Annotated in this window: 21 protein-coding genes; 4 read left to right on the top strand and 17 right to left on the bottom strand. The window is 25.9% G+C overall.

What is annotated here, in order from left to right; translation table 11 throughout:
* Positions 1-13 precede the first annotated feature (13 nt).
* Positions 14-1,225: an ABC transporter substrate-binding protein gene (locus tag LN42_RS10730; RefSeq protein ID WP_014297541.1), complete on the bottom strand. Its 1,212-nt coding sequence runs from the start codon at positions 1,223-1,225 to the stop codon at positions 14-16.
* 219 nt (positions 1,226-1,444) lie between these two features.
* Between LN42_RS10730 and LN42_RS10725 the strand changes: the two genes are divergently transcribed.
* Entirely contained in the window at positions 1,445-2,155 is a 711-nt protein-coding gene (locus LN42_RS10725) for a hypothetical protein (protein WP_014297540.1), read from the top strand.
* A 26-nt stretch (positions 2,156-2,181) separates the two neighbouring features.
* A complete protein-coding gene (locus LN42_RS10720) occupies positions 2,182-3,156 on the top strand; it encodes a dipeptidase (protein WP_075780782.1) in 975 nt (324 codons plus the stop codon).
* Between the two features lie 246 nt (positions 3,157-3,402).
* On the opposite strand, the gene LN42_RS10715 is transcribed toward LN42_RS10720, so the two are convergent.
* The 9 genes from LN42_RS10715 to LN42_RS10675 form a co-directional block, all read right to left on the bottom strand.
* Complete coding sequence (locus tag LN42_RS10715; RefSeq protein ID WP_014297538.1) at positions 3,403-3,759, bottom strand: hypothetical protein; 357 nt, start codon at positions 3,757-3,759, stop codon at positions 3,403-3,405.
* A gap of 94 nt (positions 3,760-3,853) precedes the next feature.
* Positions 3,854-4,348, bottom strand: coding sequence for a hypothetical protein (locus LN42_RS10710; protein WP_014297537.1), 495 nt, complete (start codon positions 4,346-4,348; stop codon positions 3,854-3,856).
* A 163-nt stretch (positions 4,349-4,511) separates the two neighbouring features.
* A complete protein-coding gene (locus tag LN42_RS10705; RefSeq protein WP_014297536.1) occupies positions 4,512-5,255 on the bottom strand; it encodes an ABC transporter permease in 744 nt (247 codons plus the stop codon).
* Positions 5,248-6,093, bottom strand: coding sequence for an ABC transporter ATP-binding protein (locus tag LN42_RS10700; RefSeq protein ID WP_075780781.1), 846 nt, complete (start codon positions 6,091-6,093; stop codon positions 5,248-5,250). The genes LN42_RS10705 and LN42_RS10700 overlap by 8 nt, the downstream gene beginning before the upstream one ends.
* 17 nt (positions 6,094-6,110) lie before the next feature.
* Complete coding sequence (locus LN42_RS10695; RefSeq protein ID WP_014297534.1) at positions 6,111-7,391, bottom strand: hypothetical protein; 1,281 nt, start codon at positions 7,389-7,391, stop codon at positions 6,111-6,113.
* Positions 7,392-7,572: 181 nt separating this feature from the next.
* The gene (locus LN42_RS10690) at positions 7,573-7,884 is read right to left on the bottom strand and encodes a hypothetical protein (protein ID WP_014297533.1); all 312 of its coding nucleotides are present in this window, start codon (positions 7,882-7,884) and stop codon (positions 7,573-7,575) included.
* A 30-nt stretch (positions 7,885-7,914) separates the two neighbouring features.
* Positions 7,915-9,201: a hypothetical protein gene (locus LN42_RS10685; protein WP_014297532.1), complete on the bottom strand. Its 1,287-nt coding sequence runs from the start codon at positions 9,199-9,201 to the stop codon at positions 7,915-7,917.
* A gap of 339 nt (positions 9,202-9,540) precedes the next feature.
* Positions 9,541-10,437 carry an ABC transporter transmembrane domain-containing protein gene (locus tag LN42_RS10680; protein ID WP_075780780.1) on the bottom strand — a complete coding sequence of 299 codons (897 nt, stop codon included), beginning with the start codon at positions 10,435-10,437 and terminating at the stop codon, positions 9,541-9,543.
* A gap of 24 nt (positions 10,438-10,461) precedes the next feature.
* Complete coding sequence (locus LN42_RS10675) at positions 10,462-11,388, bottom strand: ABC transporter ATP-binding protein (protein WP_075780779.1); 927 nt, start codon at positions 11,386-11,388, stop codon at positions 10,462-10,464.
* A gap of 591 nt (positions 11,389-11,979) precedes the next feature.
* Here LN42_RS10675 and LN42_RS10670 point away from each other — a divergent pair.
* Positions 11,980-13,419, top strand: a complete 1,440-nt coding sequence (locus LN42_RS10670) for a hypothetical protein (RefSeq protein WP_075780778.1) — start codon at positions 11,980-11,982, stop codon at positions 13,417-13,419.
* 108 nt (positions 13,420-13,527) lie between these two features.
* On the opposite strand, the gene LN42_RS10665 is transcribed toward LN42_RS10670, so the two are convergent.
* The 6 genes from LN42_RS10665 to aroH form a co-directional block, all read right to left on the bottom strand.
* Positions 13,528-14,670 carry an ATP-binding protein gene (locus tag LN42_RS10665; protein WP_014297527.1) on the bottom strand — a complete coding sequence of 381 codons (1,143 nt, stop codon included), beginning with the start codon at positions 14,668-14,670 and terminating at the stop codon, positions 13,528-13,530.
* A 193-nt stretch (positions 14,671-14,863) separates the two neighbouring features.
* Positions 14,864-15,436, bottom strand: coding sequence for a TetR/AcrR family transcriptional regulator (locus LN42_RS10660; RefSeq protein ID WP_014297526.1), 573 nt, complete (start codon positions 15,434-15,436; stop codon positions 14,864-14,866).
* Between the two features lies 1 nt (position 15,437).
* Positions 15,438-15,887, bottom strand: a complete 450-nt coding sequence (locus LN42_RS10655; RefSeq protein WP_014297525.1) for a flavodoxin domain-containing protein — start codon at positions 15,885-15,887, stop codon at positions 15,438-15,440.
* A 2-nt stretch (positions 15,888-15,889) separates the two neighbouring features.
* Positions 15,890-18,439 (bottom strand): RND family transporter, encoded by a 2,550-nt coding sequence (locus LN42_RS10650; protein ID WP_075780777.1) that lies wholly within the window; start codon positions 18,437-18,439, stop codon positions 15,890-15,892.
* 126 nt (positions 18,440-18,565) lie between these two features.
* Positions 18,566-20,227 (bottom strand): hydroxylamine reductase, encoded by a 1,662-nt coding sequence (gene hcp, locus LN42_RS10645; protein WP_075780827.1) that lies wholly within the window; start codon positions 20,225-20,227, stop codon positions 18,566-18,568.
* Positions 20,228-20,402: 175 nt separating this feature from the next.
* Positions 20,403-20,747 carry a chorismate mutase gene (gene aroH / locus LN42_RS10640; RefSeq protein WP_075780776.1) on the bottom strand — a complete coding sequence of 115 codons (345 nt, stop codon included), beginning with the start codon at positions 20,745-20,747 and terminating at the stop codon, positions 20,403-20,405.
* A gap of 44 nt (positions 20,748-20,791) precedes the next feature.
* On the opposite strand from aroH, the gene LN42_RS10635 reads away from it, so the two are divergent.
* Positions 20,792-21,961, top strand: coding sequence for a hypothetical protein (locus LN42_RS10635; RefSeq protein ID WP_014297521.1), 1,170 nt, complete (start codon positions 20,792-20,794; stop codon positions 21,959-21,961).
* Here LN42_RS10635 and LN42_RS10630 read toward each other — a convergent pair.
* Positions 21,958-22,704: a TIGR03915 family putative DNA repair protein gene (locus LN42_RS10630; protein WP_014297520.1), complete on the bottom strand. Its 747-nt coding sequence runs from the start codon at positions 22,702-22,704 to the stop codon at positions 21,958-21,960. The genes LN42_RS10635 and LN42_RS10630 overlap by 4 nt on opposite strands.
* Position 22,705 lies beyond the last annotated feature (1 nt).

Here is a 22,705-nt window from a genome sequence, read left to right as displayed (position 1 = left end):
CAATAAATAATATTTATTTTCTCATTGCATCAATCTTAAATTGATATAATTCCATTAAATCAGGCTCAAACTTTTTATCTTCAAGAATCATCTTTTTGAATAAATCATCATATACTAATTTTACCTGTCCCCAGTCTTTCCAGATAGGTGCAATGTATGATAATACACCTGTATTCATAACTGTTACAGCATTCTTGATAATTTCATCTTGTGCATCATTCCCAAGATATTTTATAGCTTCGTCAACTGGAGGTATAAATCCACCTGTACCTTTACTTGCTTTAAGCATTATATCTGGTCTTGTCATATATTCTAAGAATTTCAAAGCAAGATTAAAGTGTTTTGTTCCTTTTACAATTGCAAATCCGCTTGTACCTGCTACAGAACCTCTTCCTGCTGGTCCTTTTGGTGCAGGTGCAACTATAAACTGTGTAGGATTGCTGTTATATACCTCTCCAACCCTTGCACAATGTGCAACTGTCATCCATGTTTCTCCTCTTTTCATTGGAGGTCTTGTATCGTCATATGTTTTTATTGCTGGTGAAAATGCATCTTTCATCTTATAAATAAGATACCATGCTGCCATTGAACCTGGATTGTCTAAATTTGGCCAGTCTGCACCATAAGATAATGCAATAGCACCAATTTGATAAATCAATGATTTCATAGGAACACCAGTAACAGCAAATTTTCCTTCACCTTCTGCTTTTGCTACAAGATTAGCCCATTCTGCAAGTTGTTCCCATGTCATATTGTTAATATCAATATTCTCTGGTTTGTACTTTAATGCTTTTTTATTAATAAGTGTAAGATATACATCAGCTCCTACAGGTAAGAAATACCTTCTTCCATTAAACATGGTCATTGAATCAAAACCTTTAGAAAATGTTCTATCTGTCCATTTTTCAACATAAGGAGTTAAATCATATACATATCCTTTATCTACCATTTTAGGCATGTTTGAAGCATATAATATTATTACATCTGTAGTTACCTTATTTGTTCTAACCTGAACATCTACTTGATCCATTATACTCTGGTCATCCATTGTCTGGAATTTAACCTTACAATTATACATATCTTCAAATGGTTTAATAATCTCGTTAATAATAAACTCCTTTTCTGTTGGTGGAGTCCATAATCTTGAAGATACTACTAATGTTTCAATAGCAAAAGAAAAAACAACAATTGAAATAATCAAAGATACCAAAATAATCTTCTTCATGTCTAACCCTCCCCTAAAATTTTTAGGCATAAATGCCCACTATATAAAATAATATCACTTTATGTAAGCGGTTACAAATACCAAAAATAATGATTATATACAATTACAGTTGATAATCCATCTTAAATATTAATTATTCATATAATATTCATATTATCGTGTATAAGGTTTAATGGTTAAATATGATAATATTTAATTAGAGAGAATGGAGGCGATTTTATGGAATATAATGATTATATAAACGAGCTTAATAAGATAAAAAAAGATTCTATAAATGGTTTAAACAAAGATTGGAAAGTATTAGAAAGTGTTTATTTAAAAGTAAATGAAAATGGTGAATATAAAAAGTTTATAGGAAATACAGTTGTTATTCCATTGAATAATGAAGACAAAAAAAAGGTTCAAATTATTCAAAAATTATTATACAGCGAATTAAATGGAATATTGGCTAATGAACTACCTGAAGAAACCTTTCATTTAACCATTCATGATTTGTGTAATTATTTTACTGCTGATAATCTGGAAAAATGCATGAAAAATTCTGAAAATAAGGTAAAGGAAGTCTTCCGAGAATTAAAGGAGATATATGAAAATACAACAATAACATTAAATTCCAATGGATTATTCAATGGTGGTGCTGCAATAGGAATACAATTTTATCCAAAGGATTTCCCAGATTTTAATGCACTCATAAATATGTACAATATTTTTGAAAAGGTATTACCTTTGAAAAAAATACTCATTCCTCATGTTACTCTTGGCTATTATTTGCCCAAAGAATATACCTATGATGAAATTCAAACAATTAAAAAAGTTTTAAATGACATTGAGTTTTCATTTGAAATTACACTCAGTTTAAATGCCTTAACTTTCCAGAGGTTTGAAAATATGATAAAATATATTGATCTCTTTTCACTAAAAGATATTTAATAATTTTTATACAGGGGGATTTATATATGAATACAGACAATTATCTTATTATCGATGCACATTTTGATTTACTTACATATGTAACTGAGAGAAGGAAAGAAGGAAAAAAACAGGTAATAATGAATAGATTTTATGATGATTTTAAAAAAGGAAAGGTTAATATTATAGTGTCTTCATTATTTATTTCAGAAAAATACATTCCAGAAATGGCATTGAGAAACGCTTTGGACCAAATAGCATCTTTACATTATGAAATTGAGGAATCTGAAGGAAAAATAATGCTATGCAGAAATATGAAGGATATTCAATACGCAATTGATAATCAAAAGCTTGGAATATTACTTTCATTCGAAGGTTTAGATCCCATTGGAAATGATTTATATTTATTAAAAGTGTTCTATGAATTAGGAGTAAGATTTGCTGGTTTAGTCTGGAGTCGAAGAAATTACGTTGCAGATGGTGCTTTTTTCTCTGAAGTAGAAACTGGTACAGAAGGAGGATTAAGCAGTTTCGGAGTTAAAATAGTGAAAGAAGCGGAACGATTGGGAATGTTGATTGATGTAAGCCATTTAAACGATAGTGGTTTTTGGGATGTAATTAAATTTGCTACAAAACCTATTATTGCATCACACTCCAATGTCAGAAAACTTTTTAATTCAAAAAGAAATTTAACAGATGAACAAATAAAGGCTATTGCAGATAGCGGTGGAGTAATTGGAATAAATGCAAATGGTATGTTTGTAACAGATAATAACTCTGAAAATAATATTAATGGCTTAATTAAGCATATAGATTACATTGCAAACCTTGTAGGAGTAGAACATGTGGGATTTGGTTTTGATTTATGTGATATGTTTAGAGATGAGCAAGTAGATTCTTTAAACACTCATAAAGAAATACCTGTATTAATTGAGAAATTAAAAGAACATGGATATACTGAAACCGAAATAAAGAAAATAACAGGTGAGAATTTCTTACGTGTATATAAATCTATTTTATAAACTATTCTAAAGGGAGTGATAAAAATTAATTTAAAGCAAATATCCTTACTCTCCGGTATTTTGCTGATATTATTTTCAATTTTGATTTTGGTAAAAGTGTTATTAAATCCAATAAATGGAGGAGCACTTTATCTGAGTTTAATGATAGCTTTTACCTTTCTCGGAGTAGCTTCTTCATTAATATATTATTATATAAAAAAGAAAAATAGATTTTTAACCTAAATTTATTTAATACTATATAATTAATTACTTTGAAAGATTTTTATCATCTTTTATCTTATAACACAGAAATAGATCACTAAAAGCTAAAATAAATGCTATATCAAATCTTACTTTCAAGGAAATGCCTATTATATATCCAAAACCAAAAACTATTATTGTAGTTATTAAAATTTTAAAAAAAGTAGTTTTCCATTGGAAATCAACTCTCCTTCCAATTTCAAAAATTATAATGAACATAAGATAGACCAAAATAAAATTGACAATATTATTGTTATTATTTTCTATTGAATTTTTTATAGAAAAAAACCAAAAAATACTACTTATAATCAATATATATAATAGACTTTCTATTGATTTTAACATTTTTCTCAAGTGTTTCACCTTTATTTCCTCCATAATCTTGAATATATGAAATTCATAAACAATTTTACTTTGTTCATATCTATCCCTTTTCAAAATAATAAAAAATAATCATTTATAATAATATCTTACTTATTTTCTCCACAGCATTTTTTTCTCTACCATATAAAATAACAAGTTTGTTCTTATTTTTGTATATATAAAAATAAAGACCTTTATATTTTTGAGTAATAAAATAATAGTCTATAACTCTTATTTCAAATTTAGTCTTTAATTTTAAAAAATCACCTGAATTTAAAATTGTTTTTATTTTATCAAATTTTATTTTTGCTATTTTATTATTAAAAAATTCATAATATTCTATATATATTTTTTTGTATTCAGAATTTTCATCTATATATAATACCAAATTATTTTTGGTATTTTCATCATTAAACACGTGAATAAAATAACTTTTATTTAATGGATAATATTGAAATCCTTGATTATCCAGATTCCTCTTGAATTCATTAAATTCTCTTATTCTAATTTTTTTTACTCCACCTATAGTAAATATTATAACAATGAATAATATAAAAAAGAAAAATGTAAATTTAAGATTTTTTCCCATTTTTTCACCTCTTTTAAACCAAAATACTTAAATTTAAGATTTTTACGAATGTTTATTTAAATCTTAACAACTAACCAAATGAGGCAAAAGCCTCATTTGGTTAAATACATCCCCATCACAATTAATACTTCCATACACTTCTTTCTGGTTTCGTATAGCCCCCTCAATACTTTGGTTCATATTTCCTGAAGAATCTATATCCTATTGTGAATATTAACATTGTGATTGCCATTGGTATTATTATTCTCCACAATCCCACGTATATTACAAACTCTATCCCTTTTGAGCTTATTAATTTTTTTGTCATTAAATATACGTAGTTTAATGGATGATATATTTTGTTGTATCTTGGCAATAGGAAATATGTGTATATTACAAATAACGATACCATTATTGAGAATAGGTTGTTTTTTACTATTGTATATATCATCATTCCCAGTATTGCTGTAAATAGTATCGCTATTTCATAGTTTATATATATTACTATTGTCATTATTAAATCTTTTATTTCCGGTTTTCCTATTATTGTTATATAATAGTAGCTGAAAATTATCAGGTTATATATACTGTATATTGTTGTTATCCACAGTAACGATATGGCTTTTTTGCTGTAGAATTTTAATCTGCTGTTTTTCATGAATATGTATGTGTATAATCTGCTTTCTGTTGTTTCATGCAATACTTTTATTCCAAATATTATTGTTATTAGCTGTATTAATCCTAAGAAGTTCCACATGCCTCCAAAGTATTTTGCTGCTATATATGACATTTCTGGTTGCCCATAATATGATCTTGCTATTAGATATACTATTCCTTTGGCTTTTATTGTTGAGAAGAAGTAATATATTATTAGCGATGATAGAAAGAATTTGTCTTTTTTTATTTTTTGTAGTTCTGCTTTAATCATTTTTCCCATCTCCCGAGGATATTTTTATGAATGTTTTTTCCAGTATTGATGTGTTTTTTTCTATGTCTTTTATTTTTATCCCTTCCTGTTTTAATTTTTCCAGCGTTTCCATTATGTTGTCGCTTTTTATTATCGCTTTTCCATCTTCTATTCGGTATTCCAGCCATTCTGGATATCTTTTTGCCTCTGCGTCTATTATATATTCATTCTGTTTATCAAAGTCTTCTCTTGACATTATTTTCTGTATTTTTCCATCGTATAATATTCCCACTCTATCAGCCATTTCTTTTGCTTCTGATAATACGTGTGTGCTTATTATTATCCCTTTTCCTCTTTCTTTTAATTCTTCCATTAATTTCATGAAGTTTTTTCTTTCTATTGGATCCAGTCCTTCTGTTGGTTCGTCGAATATGTATATATCCGGATCTATCATTAATAATAACGATACTGCCAGTCTTTTTTTCATTCCCGTGGAATATTTACCTACTTTTTTCTTTGCATGTTGCTGTATTCCTGTTATTTTTAAATATTTATCCATTTCTTCTTTTGTGACTTTCTTATATATGCTCGAGCTAATATATTTCATATTTTCATACGCATTCATGGTTTTTATAAACTGTGGTTCTTCTACGAAGCCCAATAAATATTTCCCTTCTTTTATTTTTATTTCTCCTTCATCGGGATTATATACTTTTGTTAATATATAAAACAGTGTGGATTTCCCTGCTCCATTTTCCCCTAATATTACAAACTTTTCCCCTTCTTTTACCTCAAAATCCACGCCTTTTAATACTTCTTTTTCTTTGAAGCTCTTTTTTATCCCTTTTACTTCTATCATTTTTTCACCACCGTTCTTTACTCAATTTTTAATTCATAAATTTCAAATACTGAATAGTTCTTCCCATCTTTCTTTTCTGTTTCGTTTAATACTCCATAATATTTATCTTTCATTTTGAAAAAGATTATTGGTTTGTCTGTAATTTTTGTAATTTCACCAGTTTCAAAATTAATTTTGTAATTTTTTCCTTTATATAAAACTTCTTCAATTTCTGTCGGTAAATCCGGAATTAATAAAAAAATACTTTTTGTTGTTCGTGGAAAGAATACTCCATTTTTTTCTAATTCTTTTTTCCAGATTACTTTGAATTTATTATTTATTATTTCACCCATTACCAATTTCATAATATCTTCTTCATTTATTTCTATTAATACTTTTTTATTCTTATATGCAAAATATGAATATTCAATCTTTCCCTCCTTTAATAATGGATATATCTCTTCCATGTTTATATCCTCTACTTTTCCATTTTCAAGATTATATCTTTTTATGTTTATCTTCCCTCCATAATTTCCAAAATATGCATATTTCCCATCCTGATATATATAAACATAATATTTCATATCTGAAAATGCCTTTTCATCTTTTTTTAGAAGTTTATATGTCTTTGCATCAAATGTATGTTTTAGTTTTATGTATTTACTATTTGATCCAAAGAATGACGATACGCTTTTTTCCCCTGTGCTCTCAAATATATATAATTTATCCTTATACTCTGCCGTTTCAAGATATCCCGAAAAATCATTTAATGTAATTAAATCTTTATGCCACTCAAGATTTTTATCAACTACCATTATTTTTCTTTCAGACTCATTTACTCCTAAACTTATTATTAATCTATCCTTTAGTTCTTTATCAATCATCACTGCCCATGATTTTATTTTTAAATTCAACTTTTTATTGAATATATATTCATTATCCTTTTTTATATATTCATTTATTTCCATATCTCCATTCTTCTCATTTCCACATATTATCCAGAATTTATCATCAAAATTAAAAATTGTTATTGCTGTCACACTTCTAAGATCGCCTAATTCATATAATGCCGGTGATTCCTTTTTTATTATTTGTTCTGTGTTATCTTTTAATGAATATATGCGTATTTCAAAATATTTTCCACTTGCTACCCATGGCACGAGTACTACTTCATTTTTTGTAAATGCCGTAACTATTTTTGGTGGTTTTTGGACATTTTCTATTTCCAGCTCTATTCTTTTTATCATTTTCAGATTATCAGCGAATAATGAGATTGTTAGTATCATCATTAATAAAACTATTAATCCCCTTCTTTTCATTTTTTTAATCCTCCTATCTTTATTAAATTCCATAAATCTTTAGCTTGTTATTTTTCAACTTTTATTTCATATATTTCTATTTTAGTATCGATTTTATCTTCCTTTTTTTCTGTGAGTTTTATTATTCCGTAATATTTATCATCAACCTTATAAAAGACATATGGTTTGTCTGTTTTATATATTATTTCACCTGAAAACCATAACTAAAAACCAAAACTACTCTTCTATTACCATTTATATCGTATAACGCCGGTATTTTTTCTTTTATTATTTGTTCATTTTTATTTTTTAAGGAATAAATATATATGCTGTACTTTTCACTTGTTGGAACACCTTTTGTAATTATCATTTCATTTGAGGTAAAGTTTATTACTAAATGCTTTGGTATTACATTTTCTATTTTATACTCACCTATTTTATTTATTTTCACAGTTTCTGAATAAATTGTAATTGTTAATAATATAATTAATAAAAAAATTAATATTTTTCGCATAAAACTCCTCCAAATATAAATATTTAACTTCTATTCGAATTTCAATTCATAAATTTCAAATACAGAATAGTTCTTTCCATCTTTCTTTTCCGTTTTGTTTAATGCTCCATAATAATATTTATCTCTCATTTTAAAGAACCATATTGGTTTATCTGTTATTTCTGTTATCTCTCCTGTTTCGAGATTAACTTTGTAATTTTTTCCTTCGTCTATAAATATTTCTGTATTATCCATTAAATCAGAATCCAGTAAAAGTGCATTTTTCACATTTTTTACAAGAAATGCTCCTTCTTTTCTTTCTAATTCTTTTTTCCAGATTATTTTAAAATTATTATCTATTATTTCACCCATTACCAATTTCATAATATCCTCTTCATCTATTTCTATTAATACTTTTTTATTCTTATATACAAAATATGAATATTCAATCTTTCCTTCTTTTAATAATGGATATATTTCTTCCATGTTTATATCCTCTACTTTTCCGCTTTCAAGATCATATCTTTTTATATTTATCTTTCCTCCGTAATTCCCAAAATATGTATATTTTCCATCCTGATATATATAAATATAATATTCCATATCTGAAAATGCCTTTTCATCTTTTTTTAGAAGTTTATATGTCTTTGCATCAAAGGTATGTTTTAGTTTTATGTATTTACTATTTGATCCAAAGAATGACGATACGCTTTTTTCTGGTATGCTTTCAAATATATATAATTTATCCTTATACTCTGCTATTTCAAGATCACCTGAAAAATCCCTTAATGTAATTAACTCCTTATACCATTTAAGATTTTTATCAACCACCATTATTTTTCTTTCAGACTCATTTACTCCTAAACTTATTATTAATCTATCCTTTAGTTCTTTATCAATTATTACTATTCCAGATTTTACTCCTAAATTTAATTTTTTGTTGAATATATATTCATTATCCTTTTTTATATATTCATTTATCTCCATATCTCCATTTTTTCCATTCCCACATATTATCCAGAATTTATCTTCAAAATTAAAGGTTGTTATAAATGTCACACTTGTAAGTTCTCCGATTTCGTATAATGCAGGAGCTTCTTTTTTTATTATTTGTTCTGTATTATCTCTTAATGAATATATTCGTATTTTAAAATCCTTTCCAATTGCTACAAACGGCGTGATTATTACTTCATTTTTTGCAAATGTTGTGAGAAATTTTGATGGTTTTTTGGTATTTTCTATTTCTATCTCTATTTTCTTTATCATTTTTAAACTATCAGAAAACAACGAGATCGTTAGTGTCAATATAAATAAAATGATTAATCCTCTTCTTTTCATTTTCTCATCCCCCTATTTTTAATTTTTCAACTTAAATTTTATCATTTCTAACATGACTTTCAAGGTCTATTTCCAAAATAAAAAGTCGCTATTTATCAGTGTTTCAGAAATCAAAAAATGTTACTGTTTAATTAACTCATGTAACACACGTTTTTTTCACATTCTTTCTTTGTTATTTATAATATGCTTGTATTAAACTTTTTAACCAATTCCAATTATAAATCTTATGTTACAATGTAATGTTAAATTCAATGTTTCCAAGGTTTGGATTTTTACCGGTAAAATTTTGGTTAAAAAATAATTAAATAAATAAAAATCCCCTTTCGGGGATTTTGAATGTCAAATTATATACTTTTTTAATCTATTCCATGAAATTAATGCTTCTCTTAAAGAGTTCCAGATTCCAAATACAGAATTATTCATTATATTTGCTACATCTTTTACATACATGTATAATGCAATTAATGAACCAACATCTTTTAAAAGTAATCCTCTATATATTAGATATGCATATATCGAATATTGAAAAAAATCATTTATTGTAAAAGATAAAAGCCAATCCAATATATTTATTTTTATTGAAAAATCTCTATATTTATTAATGTTATTTTCAAAACGTGATATTTCAGAATTTACAGTATTAAATAAATGTATCTCTTTCAATCCCTCTAATTGGTCCATTGCATCTGATATGTTATTAAGATTTATCTCAATTTGTTTATCATAATTTTCATAAAAATATTTATTTGAAATCCATATGCTAACGAACGATAATATCGTATATATTATTGTTGCAATACCAGATTTTATATCAAGGTTAAATATAAAAATTATGAGAAATATCATCTTAAATATTATAGTGAAATTTTCCATTCCTGAAGAGCTTACTGCTTCCATTATTTTTTCAGGTAATCTTAATAAACTTTCAGAATAATATATTTCATCATATTCCTTGAATTCTAAATAATCGAATTTTAAAATGTTTGATAAACCTTTTATAGTTATTAAATATGATGCTTTCTTCTTATAATATTCTAAAAAGATTTTTACCATGGTTTTTAATAAAAAAGATATTATAATTATCAAAGTCATATTTAATAAAACTTTATAATTAATTATTCCAGATGTCAAAAAATCTATGAAATCCTTTGTATAAAGTGGAATTGTAGTATAGAGATATTCTGAAATAATTGAAATAATAGAAAGAACTATGATAACAAATATTATTTTTTTCATAATATCACCATTTTATATCTTGGTTTATTGAAAATTTTTAGAATATTCCTCAAATACACTTATAATCTCTGGTATTACGTTAGTATAATTGCTTATAAAAATAGAATAAGAAGTGATAATTTCAACTATTTGAATGATCTTAATTCCTTCGCCAAGAGAAATGTTTTTTTCTATAATTGAAATTCCAACAATATGCAAAATTGCTGGAAAAACCAAAAAATTCATAATTTCAAAACCTGAAATAAATAATTCTATTTTCTGTTTTTGTTTTATAATATTCAAAAGCTTCTTGAAATGATTTGAAATTCTATTGACCTCATTTTTTAAAATATTAAATACTCTAATTTCCACAAAACCTCTTAAAATATCCTCAATTTCTTTTATTTTCTTCGCTTCTAATCTGATAATTTCCAAATTTTTTGAAGAAAGATATTTTATTTTTAATCTGGATACTATATATAAAACAATTGTATTAGCAATTAATAGTACGCCCACTATTAGGGATCTTTTCAATATATAAAAAAGCAATATAAAATAAAAAATTATATAAACCACAAAATTGATGTTTGATTCGTAAAATAAAGATGCTATACCCTCTTCAGAAAGATTAAATAGTAAATCTATCTTTTCTGAAAAATTATTTATCTCTTTATTGTTTCTCAATAAAAATTCAAAACCTCGTTTTTTATAATAAGATGAAATCTCGTATATATTTTTTGTATAAAATATTCCAAAAAAAATATTTAAAAGTAATTGAAGAAAATATACAAACAATAATATCTGAAAATATTGAAAGGCTTTTTCGCTACCAAAATTATCAGTCAATCTCTGAAATATAAACGGAACTGATATATTTCCAAATTGAATAAAAATGCTTATTATAAACACAAAAAATGTTTTTAGCTTATTAGATTTTGGTAATTCTTTTAAAATATTAAAAAAAACTTCCATTTTTATCACCTTATAAAAAATTTCGTTTTCTATTATATCATACAGATAGTCTCAAATGAGTTTTTATCTCATTTGAGACTATTTTAATTAATCAAAATGTTGTATATAAATAATTATCAAATTTTATTCTTCATATTCTATACTCATTTTTTCTTCAAAACTATTTAAATAGAAATTTAAGATAAAAATTCTAAAATTTTTCAAATACCTTTGCTATTCATTTTATTTATGAAATTAAGATTTTTTGATATAATATTTTCTGTATCAAAAACATAATATATTTACGATGTATCTTAAATAGTATTTTCTTTTATTTTATCATTTCTAACATGACTTGCAAGTGTTTTTTTTAAAATAAAATTTCGCTTTTTATCAATATTTTAGAAGTTGATTTTTATTACATTTCAATTAACTCATGTAACATCGAAAAATCCGGTATTTTATTTCGTTTTTTAAAATACTTTTATATTCGTTATTTTGTCTTTTTCTTAATTCTTTATTATGTTACAAGAGAATGTTAATTTTAAAGTTTCTTACTTTCAAAAAAGATTAGTAAAAATATTTTTAACTTTTTGTAAGTTGGAGGTTAAAATGGGGATTTGTATAAAAGATATTTTAAATATAGTTGAGTATGGTTATTTTTCAAAACCAATTGTTAATTATATTTATCCAAAGATTAGTGATGTAGCATTGAAATATTATCTTCTGTTATTAAAATCAATATGGAATGAAGATTTAGATAAAGCTTTATTTTATGCAAATAAAGTTATTTCAACAACACCAACAATAATGTTAAGAGAATTAGCAAGATTTGAAAAAATAGATATATTATTAAAACAAAATAAATTTGAAGAATCAAAAAAAGAATTCATAATTCTTAGAAAAAACATTAAAACACTTTCTGAAGATGCACGAAATATTATTTTACCTGGATTAAAACATATCTCTTCGAAATATAAAGATAACTATGATTATATAAAAGTATATGGTAAAAACTACAATGAATGTTATGCTCAAAAATCATTATTGAAATATTCTCAGGCAAGAAAAAACTTAAATGATAAAAATTACAAAAAAGCATTTGAGATTTTTATTGAAGGTTACTTTATTGCAAAAAAATTTCCACATCCAACAATGATGAATGCAGGTTTAAATAGTGCAGCCTGGTGGATTCGAAAGATTGATAAAGAGAAAGCTTTAATCACTGCTAATTTATTGGAATATTATATGGGATATTATTATGATAATTTAAATTATACTTATAACTGGTTTGATACGATTTTTGAGGTATACAAAATAAATAAGTATTTAAATTTATTTGATATTTCGGTTATTGTTTTGGATTATAAAAAAAATGTATCTTTCGAAATAAATCCTGAATTTGAAAATGTTTATAACAATAAAAGTAAATTCAGAAATAGACGTTTTAGAAAAAACACTTCTCTATATTTTAAAAATAATCTATTCAAAATTAAAAAAACTAATATTTCTAAAATCCCTGTATTATTTTTTTCAACATATACAGCATTAATAGAAAAACCATTTTTTACAAAGAATCATATTTTGAAATTGATTTTTGAAGGAGATAAAAATAAAATCATTAAATTCTTCTCTGCTAATTATGAGAAGATGTATTTTTTTAATATTATGATGAGTGATTTTGATTTGAAGAAAGTTGAAAGAAGATTATTGAATTCTGAAGATGTTGAAGATGCGGAATATAATATTTCACCATTTTATTTAGCAAGAAAAAAACTCATCACTGAGCTTTTTAAGAAACCAAAGAACTTTAAGGAGTTTGTTTTTAATTATTTTAAGCTCAGTGATGAGGAAATGAGAATATTTGATGTGTTTTTAAGAAATTGCGTTCGATACGATATTAAATGGCCCATTACTCCTTATCCAAAAGGTAAGGTTCGTGATTTTGCTATTAAATATGGTTTCGGTCAAAAACGTGTTGCTTTGGGATATTACTCTTTTGAAGACGATGAAAGAATTTTGCTTGATGATATTATTGAAAGGTTTTTATAATAGAATAAAAAAATCAAGCTGAAAAAATCCAGCTTGATTTTTTATTGATTATTAACTTCGACTTAGTCGACAACGTCGACAATTTTCGACAACCTTCGACAGGATAATTTAAATATATAAATATTTTACTTTGCCTGAGAGTTTATAAGTTCCGTTTTGCTCTATAATTATTCCCAGTTCTAATAGTCTATCAAAAATTGAATATGCAGTTGATCGAGGTAATTTATTTTTTGAAATAGCTTTTTTTACAATCTCTTCTCTACTTCCAGGATATAAACTTTCATCAATAAATGTTTTTTGCTTTTCTGTTAGTGAAATTTCATTTAAATATTCTTTTACAATGTTTCTCATTAGAGTTCTTACCAATTTTTCGTCAATTCTTATAATCTTTTGAGACAACGCTTCAAAAATAATCTTTTGTGTAATCCAGAATGCATCTCGTGGATTACCATCTGAAAAATCAGCAATTAATTCCAATGATTTATCATCAAAAAAATCAATATGTTCTTTTAACCTTTTAATAAGAATTTCCTTGATTTCAGATGAGGTAAATTCTCTTAAAAAAATTATATCTTTTATTATATTTTCAAGGTTTCCACTTTCATTTCTATGCATTCTATCATTTTTATATTCTCTATATATAGAATACGGCAATGAAACAATTACAATAAGTCCTTCTTTTTGCAATTCCAATTTTAAACTATCCAATACAATTAATACATCACGTTTTTTTTCTTTATCCAATTCATCAATTATTATAATCACTTTATTATATTTTTTTATCAATTCATCAGTTAATTTATTTAAATATTCTTTTGCTTTAAAATAATTAAAACGTGGTGCTTTTTGATTTTGAGAACCAACTGATGCATTTCCAATAAAACTTATTCCTAATGAAAATCCCTTAATATATGAAATTTCTTCAAGAATCCATTCTTTAATTTCCTTTGCAATTTTTATATCTTTTTCAGATACCAAAGATAAATTATAAAGTATATCATAAAGAATTGTATCCTGATTTTCTCTTTGAGTTAATGTTATTTTTATTGTATGAAAAGGTATTTCAATATTATTTATTACAGTTGTTTTTCCAATACCAGTTTCTCCGCAAATACCATAAATTCCATATGGCTGATACTGCGTCAAAAGATTTATTAATTCAAATTCTTTTTCTCTATTCACAAGCAATTTTTTATCTGTTTTATTTAAAGGTTTATCAACTACTTTTTCAATTATCTTCCCTAATTCCATAATCTCACCCCAGATATTATTATATCACATTAGTTCGACTTAGTCGACAACGTCGACAATTTTCGACAACCTTCGACAGGATATTTAATCAAGCCGCTTCCTATTCCAAAAAATTGCTTGACAAAATTATCTATCAAGGAGTTTTTATAACAAAATCCCTAGAATCTAGGGATTTTGTTAATTTTATGATTTTTCATTTTTTATAATACTGCGAAATATAATCATCAATAAAATCATTCCACAATCTTCTTACATCGATATTTTTTATTCCATAGGATATATATAATCCCAATGTGTCCATAGTTACAAAAATTTTTTGAGCTAATAAATTTATATCTACATCTTCTTTTAACTTTCCATTTTCCGATATTTCCTGTAATTTTTCTCCGATTTTATTTAGAACCTTTGTTATATATTCTTCAAGCAATTCCTTTATTTCTTTGTTTTTTAGTGATTGTTGAAATAACACCATAGTAATATTTTGAGATTTTTGATCCTGTTCATATATATCTATAGCCATAAAACCAAATTCTTTTATTTTATCAAGAGAATCAAAGGAATATTGGTCAAAGATTTTTACAAACTCTTCAAAATATGATTTTATTACATGATAAAATAATTCATCCTTACTTTTAAAATAATGATAAATAGCTCCTTTGGAAACTCCTGCAGTTTCCTTAATTTTATTTAAACTCGCATTTTCATAACCATTTTCTGAAAAAACCAGATATGCTGCTTTTAAAATCTTTTCATAAGTATCTTCCATATTAATCACCAAGCTTTTTTACTATTTCATTTACCCATTTCTTTACTTTATCTCTATCTTTCTCATTAATTTTTCTTATCCATCCCCAAAAAACTCCACTCTCAACAACTAAATCTCCAACTTTTTCTTCAAGCGGTCTTAAATAGTGATTTTTTATATATTTCTCTGTAGCTTTCCCAAATAATTGAGCCATACAAACAATAAATACAGCTGTTTTTTTCTCTTTTAAGATAGAACTGTTTTCTTCTAAAAATTTCATAATTCCTTTTAGAGGTTTTTCATAATAAATGGGACTTCCTATTATAAACAAATCATAATCATATTTATTGTTAAATTCATTATATTTAAATATATCCACATCTATATTGTGTTGTTGGATATCTTCTTTAATCCATTCTGAAAAGACCTTTGTTGAATTCTTTTTGGTATCATATATTACACATATTTTCATTATTAATTCGACTCCTTATTATCTTTGCTTTCCATATAACTGATAATAGACGTAATTACATATGCTGTAATTAAAAAACTAAATATAACTCCCATTAACAATAATAGTCCAAATCCTACGAATCCTCTATATTTAGCCAGAACAAATGAACCAAAAGCTGCTCCTGTTGTTAATGTTGTCATTGTAATAGCTTTTCCTGTACTCCTTAACGCCTCTCTTAAATTCTTTTCTCTTCTATATCTATGTATCAAATGAATTCCATCATCTACACCTATACCAATAATTAATGGTAAGGCTATAATATTTACTACATTAAATTTAATATCAAACCAACCCATTATTCCTAACATTAATACAATTGCAAGTAGCATTGGTAATAACGCTAAAATCGAGTATTTCAAACTTCTAAGATCTATTAACAGAACAACAAATATCAAAATTAATGTTAATATCAATAGATTTTTTCCTTCTTCAGCAGAGATTTTCACAACCTTATAGAATAATAAGGAAGTACCAGTAACATTATTAACATTCAAGCCATCTAAAATCTTAAAATATTCTTTTTGAAAGTCTGCATTCCAGATATCTCCTGCTGGATATACTGTAGTTAAAACCTTTCCATCATCACTGACATAATTGGATTTTATTTCTTCTGGAATCTTATCAATAGTAATAAATTCAGAATCATTTAAATCCTTTTTTAGTAAATTTATCTGGCTAATAATAGTTTTTTGAACTGCTAAGTAATCTTCATAATTCTTATCCATTAATTTATTTATAATTCCAGACTTCACAATTTCATTTACTTTTTTTCCTAAATCTTTATATCCAAAAGTGTTTAATGACAATGAGGCTTTTAACATATTGAAGTTTAACCTTCTCAATTCATTTTTTAATTTATTCATATCAAAATTAATAGGCTCTACATATAATGATTTTACTGTTTTTGCATTTTTTAACCTAACAACCTGTTTTTCTGTTTCGGGAATAAATGGGATTATACTATCTACTTCTGAAAACACTTTTACATTTTTGATTTTTTCATAAAGCATTTTTGCTTCTGCTAGATTATTACTTATAAATATTGTATTGTCAGGTGAAAGCTCAAATTCTTCAAGAATTTTGTTATTAATAGCTATACTTTCTAAACCTTTTGCTTCAATTTCAAGCATATTTTTTTCAAATTGCACCTTAGTTATTTTTACGGCAGAAAAAATAATTAATACAACAAGAAGAATTATACTAATCATTCTATATTTTTTTATATCATAATCAATTACAAATGTTTTTCCAGGATCTTTAAAACTCTTACCAAACCATTTTAATAATATAGGCAATATTGTTATTGCAGAAATCAATGTAAAAATAATACCTGCAGATAAAACAATACCAAATTCTCTAAATCCTGGAAATTCACTTATCATAAATATTCCCATTACTATAGCCGTTGTAACAGCACCGGCAACAATACCTCTAACGTTCTTTTCAAAAACACCATATAATGCATCTTTTACATTATTTCCTTTACTTCTCAATTCAAGATATAGGGATATAATGTGAATTGAATAATCAATTCCTAATCCTGCAAGTATTGCACCCATCATTACTGTCATAATATTTAATGAACCTATAGTTATTTTTGCATATCCTAAAGCAAGAATAATGCCTGTTATCAACGGAATAATTGAAAGTATCATAAACTTAAAACTTCTAAATCCAAGATAGAATATTATAAGTATCAATATAACGGACACAGTTGTTGTAATTGCCATATCCCTTTCTGTAGTAACCATTTCATCTCTTTCAATAACAGCCGTTCCTGTTAAACCGGCTTTTACATTATAATTTTTTGCTTCATCCTTTACAACCTTTTCAATTTTATTAACCAATTCAATAGTTCTATTTAAATCATTAAAGGATATACCAGGTCTAACAATAACTATTCCAAACTTTCCGTCATCAGAAATCATATATTCTTTGCCAAATAACATTCCCTGGAAATTTTGTTTAACTGCTTCTATATCATTATTATTTATTGAAACAAGTAAATTATTAAAAGAATCAAGAATATAGTTAAATTGCCTCTTTTCCTGTTCTGAAATATGATAACCGTTATCAGGAGTTTCAAACATCTGGTTTAAAGAATCAAAAAAATCAACAATATTTTCCGAAGAATATAATTTTAAAAGAAATTTTTGTTGTTCGTCTGGTGACAACAAAAATATATTTTTTTTCATAAAATCCATGGGATTCCTGGCATATATTGCATCAACCCCATCCATTGTTTTTAATTTAGATGAAATAGCATCTATATACTTTATGATATCTTCTTTATTTCCTTCAATACCAATCATAATATTATCTATACTTTTAAAGCTCTTAGACGCTTCTTTATAAACCTGAACATATGGATCATCTGCTGGCAATAAATCCAAAAAGCCAGGTTTAATATATAACTTTGTCGTAAAATATAAGGCTACAAGAGTTAAAACCATCATTAAAGCAAATACAACTTTAGAGTGTTCAATGATTATTTTTCCAAGCTTTTTCACAAAATATCCCTCCTTCTAGACCGGCTGGTCGGTATAAAAAATACTACACCTATTTCTTTACAAAAAGATAAACATAAAATAAAAAACAGAGCACTAAAAATTTAGTGCCCTGCATTAATAATTATCTTACTTATTCAAGAAAAATTTTAAATCTTCTTCTACTGTTGTAATTGGATTAATTCCAAAATTATCTACTAATACTTTTAATACATTTGGTGAAATAAATGCTGGAAGTTTTGGACCTAATTTTATTCCTTTTACTCCTAAATAAAGTAATGCAAGTAATACTGCTACTGCCTTTTGTTCATACCATGCAATATTATATTCAATTGGTAATTCGTTTATATCTTCAAGACCAAATGCTTCTTTTAACTTTAATGCTGTTACAACTAATGAGTATGAATCATTACATTGACCTGCATCCAATACTCTTGGAATACCATCTATATCTCCAAGATCAAGTTTGTTATATCTATATTTTGCACAACCTGCTGTTAAGATAACTGTATCTTTTGGCAAGTTAGCTGCAAATTCTGTATAGTATTCCCTTTCCTTATGTCTTCCGTCACAACCAGCCATTACAAAGAATTTCTTAATAGCTCCTGATTTTACGGCATCTATAACCTTATCTGCAACCTTTGCAACCTGTTCATGAGCAAAACCTATAACAATCTTTTTACCTTCTCTTTCTGGAATTGGACCCAATTCTAATGCTTTCTTGATTACTGGTGAGAAATCTTTTGGTTTTCCATCTGTTCTATTTGGAATATGAGTTAATTTATCAAAACCAACAAGTCCTGTTGTGAATACCCTATCTTTATATGATTCTTTTGGAGGTACTAAACAGTTAGTTGTCATTAAAATTGCTCCACCAAATTCAGCAAATTCTTTATCCTGTTGCCACCATGCTCCTCCAAAGTTTCCAGCTAAATGCTCGTATTTCTTTAATTCTGGATATGCATGGGCTGGTAACATTTCACCATGTGTATAAATCTTTATGCCTGTTCCTTCAGTTTGTTTTAATAATTCCTCTAAATCTAATAAGTCATGACCACTAATTAATATAGCTGGTGTATTATATGTTCCTGTATAAACTTCTGTAATTTCAGGATTTCCATATGTTGATGTATTTGCTTTATCGAGTAATGCCATAACTTCAACAGCGTATTTACCAGTTTCAAGTGTTAAATTAATTAATTCATCTGCTGTAATATCTTCTCTTAATGTTTCAGCCATTCCTTTTTGTAAGAAATATAAAATATCATCATTTGTATATTTTAAAACATAAGCATGATCAGCATAAGCTGCAATACCTTTTAATCCATATATTACTAATTGTTTTAAAGATCTGATATCTTCATCTTTATCAGCTAATACTCCTACTTCAAAACCTTTTTGTGCATATAAATTAGCGTCGCCTCTCTTATCCCATTCTGCTGCTTCTGGTACTTTTTCATCAAATGATTTGCCTTCTTTTTTAGCATAAGCTTCAAGAAATTTATGCTTTACTCTGTCTTTTAAATCTAAAGCTTTTTCTATAAATTCAACCATTCTTTCAACAGAAAAGTTTACATTTGTGATTGTAATAAATAATGCTTCTGCTACAAATAAATTAGCTTCATCGTCTTTAATTCCATATTCTTTTGCTTTTAATCCCCAATACGATAAACCTTTAGTTACCCAAAGCAACATATCCTGTAAATTAGCTACTTCTGGTGTCTTACCACAAACACCCATTGCTGTACAACCTACACCTCTTGCAGCTTCTTCACATTGATAACAAAACATTCCCATATTAACACCTCCGTGTTCATTTAAAAAAAATTGATTTAATATATGATTTTGTGAATTTTTTTATTTTATCTACATATTAATTATAACCTTTTTTGTCGGTTTTTGTCCGTAACCTATGTTACACTTTTTGAATCTTAACATTTTTTACACAGAATTAAATTTATAATATTTACTTTATTATATCTTTTCTTAAATCTTTTGCTTTATGCAAGTAAACAAAATTTTGTGTATCGCTCTCACAATGAATTAGTAATCTAATAATTGCTTTTGGAGAATTTTCAAAAACGGCTTCTTGAAGTGTAAATAATGCTACATTATCCAATTTGAAGTTTTCTCTAATAACAGTGATAGGATTATAAGCAGTTATATCAGGGGTTACAGAGCAAAATATACTAATAATTCTCTTTATGTTGTTTTTTTCTACAATTTGGGTGTATAATTCTATTGTACGAGAGATTATTTCTTCTTTGGTATTATTTTCAATTGAAGTTGCACCACGTATTCCTACTATCATTAAAGCTCACCTCCAAATTATTGAAAAATGAAAGAAGGGGTATTATGAATTTTGCCATTGTAATTAATACATATATTCGTACTAATGATAATAAAAGAGATTTTTTTGATCATCCTACACCTTTAAATGATTTTGAAAACAAAAATACATTACATAAAACTATTGATAGCATCAATAAATTAAATGTTGGTAAAAACGACAATATTAGCGTCTATATTTTCGCAGTAGCTGCACATGAAGATGTTTCAAAAGATGGAATTATAATCGAAAAAATTGAAAAAATAATGGAAGGTTTTAAATATAACTTTTATATATATACTAACACAGATATTCAATGTTGTAAAGAAAAATACAATTCCCTTTTTTTCTCTTCAAAAGGATATCCTGAAATTAGAAATCAGGGCTTTATTTTCCCGATTATGAATTGTGAAGATGTGATTATACAAATTGACGATGATGAGCTTTTACGTGAAAATTATATTTTAAAAACAAAAGAATTATTAGAAAAAAATCCTGATAAATATGTTTTTACAGCACCATATGAAAAAAATGGAACTATACGAATTACTGGAGAAGATAAATTGAAAACCTGGAAGAAAACTACCTCTATGGATATGGATATTGTTAGGTTTATGAAAAGTCCCAAACCGCAGGAATCTATTTTTGGATTCGGTGGGAATATGATTATACGAAAGGAATTTGCAGAAAAAATGTATTATCCACTTGATGTTCCACGTGGTGAAGATTTTTCTTTATTACTTGCTTCAAGATTAATATATGAAAATGGGAATGAGTATGCTGAAATTAAAGAAAAAAACCCTATTTTCAAAAGCTATTTTATTTATGATAAGGATATTACTATTATTCATGAACCGCCATATGAAGCTAATGACGATTTTCTATTTTATGTTGAAAAGAATTTAAAGCGATTTATTCTTGAATGGCTTATGATAAAAGGACAAAGTAATTTTAAGTTCAATGATCTAAAAAAATATTCTTATTATCTGTATGAAATGATTGGTTATGATGATTATATTTCTAAAATTTATGAAATTCTGGAAGAATTAAAAGAATTTTATCCAAAAGAATCAATCGAAAATCTCAAAAAAGAATTAATAAGTTTTTATAATAAAAACTACAGTGAAAATAGATTTGAAAAATTTAAAAAACTACAAAAAGAATATATTTCTCTTATTAATCGAATAAAAGTTTAGAATTCCGTTAAATATTTCCAATAGCGTATAGGCATAAATTGTTTTTGAAGTTTAGAATTGTTTCTTTCTGTAATCGCTGCACTATTAAAATATGTTTTCCATAAACTCTGGTATTCAATTTCATCTTTTGATAAATTTTCCAAATCTTTAAAAAAATACTGATTTGAAATATTTATATTAATTAAATCCACCTTGCCCTTTGAATAAACAAGGGCAAGGTTTCTTTTTATATCATGAATAATCCAATTTTGATTTGAAAATCGGTTTATAAAATGCCGGGCAAGTAGAATAATAATATTATGGTCGGGTTCAAACGGTGCATAATAAAGTCCATTTGATAATTCTCTAAAACGTAATAACCCTATAAATTTATGCTTTTCATTTGACACTTTATATATTACCTTTTTTATTTTCAAAATATAGTCCTTTTCTATATAATTTATGGGGTCTTTTTTCAATTTCAAAGCGATATTGACATATTTTATAATATCAACTTCTATGTTTTCATATTCCGAAAGATAGGCTAAAAATATATTTTTCAAAATTCCATTATTTATTTTTCTTTTTATAAAATTACTCACATATTCAGCTTTTTTAAAGTCGGTTTTTATAATATTACCGTTGCCAAAAATCCCTTTATTTCCTTCTTTTAAAATTAAGTCAGGTAATTTCCTTTTTTCAAAACAATAATATGTAATAGTAAGTAATCCCTGAAATGTTCCATCATATGTAAGTATATTCATA

The organism is Marinitoga sp. 1137, assembly GCF_001941525.1.
Taxonomy (GTDB): Bacteria; Thermotogota; Thermotogae; order Petrotogales; family Petrotogaceae; genus Marinitoga; species Marinitoga piezophila.
Note: the sequence above shows the minus strand (reverse complement) of the source record. Positions and strands in the feature narration are given on the sequence as shown.

Excerpts from the sequence above, each read along its gene's own strand:
- LN42_RS10655 (WP_014297525.1), bottom strand. The coding sequence starts at position 15,887 with ATGAAAATATGTGTAATATATGATACCAAAAAGAATTCAACAAAGGTC.
- hcp (WP_075780827.1), bottom strand. The coding sequence starts at position 20,227 with ATGTTTTGTTATCAATGTGAAGAAGCTGCAAGAGGTGTAGGTTGTACA.
- LN42_RS10635 (WP_014297521.1), top strand. The coding sequence starts at position 20,792 with ATGAATTTTGCCATTGTAATTAATACATATATTCGTACTAATGATAAT.
- LN42_RS10670 (WP_075780778.1), top strand. The coding sequence starts at position 11,980 with ATGGGGATTTGTATAAAAGATATTTTAAATATAGTTGAGTATGGTTAT.
- LN42_RS10695 (WP_014297534.1), bottom strand. The coding sequence starts at position 7,391 with ATGAAAAGAAGGGGATTAATAGTTTTATTAATGATGATACTAACAATC.
- LN42_RS10725 (WP_014297540.1), top strand. The coding sequence starts at position 1,445 with ATGGAATATAATGATTATATAAACGAGCTTAATAAGATAAAAAAAGAT.
- LN42_RS10680 (WP_075780780.1), bottom strand. The coding sequence starts at position 10,437 with ATGAAAAAAATAATATTTGTTATCATAGTTCTTTCTATTATTTCAATT.
- LN42_RS10630 (WP_014297520.1), bottom strand. The coding sequence starts at position 22,704 with ATGAATATACTTACATATGATGGAACATTTCAGGGATTACTTACTATT.
- LN42_RS10705 (WP_014297536.1), bottom strand. The coding sequence starts at position 5,255 with ATGATTAAAGCAGAACTACAAAAAATAAAAAAAGACAAATTCTTTCTA.
- LN42_RS10700 (WP_075780781.1), bottom strand. The coding sequence starts at position 6,093 with ATGATAGAAGTAAAAGGGATAAAAAAGAGCTTCAAAGAAAAAGAAGTA.
- aroH (WP_075780776.1), bottom strand. The coding sequence starts at position 20,747 with ATGATAGTAGGAATACGTGGTGCAACTTCAATTGAAAATAATACCAAA.
- LN42_RS10730 (WP_014297541.1), bottom strand. The coding sequence starts at position 1,225 with ATGAAGAAGATTATTTTGGTATCTTTGATTATTTCAATTGTTGTTTTT.
- LN42_RS10690 (WP_014297533.1), bottom strand. The coding sequence starts at position 7,884 with ATGCGAAAAATATTAATTTTTTTATTAATTATATTATTAACAATTACA.
- LN42_RS10710 (WP_014297537.1), bottom strand. The coding sequence starts at position 4,348 with ATGGGAAAAAATCTTAAATTTACATTTTTCTTTTTTATATTATTCATT.
- LN42_RS10675 (WP_075780779.1), bottom strand. The coding sequence starts at position 11,388 with ATGGAAGTTTTTTTTAATATTTTAAAAGAATTACCAAAATCTAATAAG.
- LN42_RS10660 (WP_014297526.1), bottom strand. The coding sequence starts at position 15,436 with ATGGAAGATACTTATGAAAAGATTTTAAAAGCAGCATATCTGGTTTTT.
- LN42_RS10665 (WP_014297527.1), bottom strand. The coding sequence starts at position 14,670 with ATGGAATTAGGGAAGATAATTGAAAAAGTAGTTGATAAACCTTTAAAT.
- LN42_RS10720 (WP_075780782.1), top strand. The coding sequence starts at position 2,182 with ATGAATACAGACAATTATCTTATTATCGATGCACATTTTGATTTACTT.
- LN42_RS10685 (WP_014297532.1), bottom strand. The coding sequence starts at position 9,201 with ATGAAAAGAAGAGGATTAATCATTTTATTTATATTGACACTAACGATC.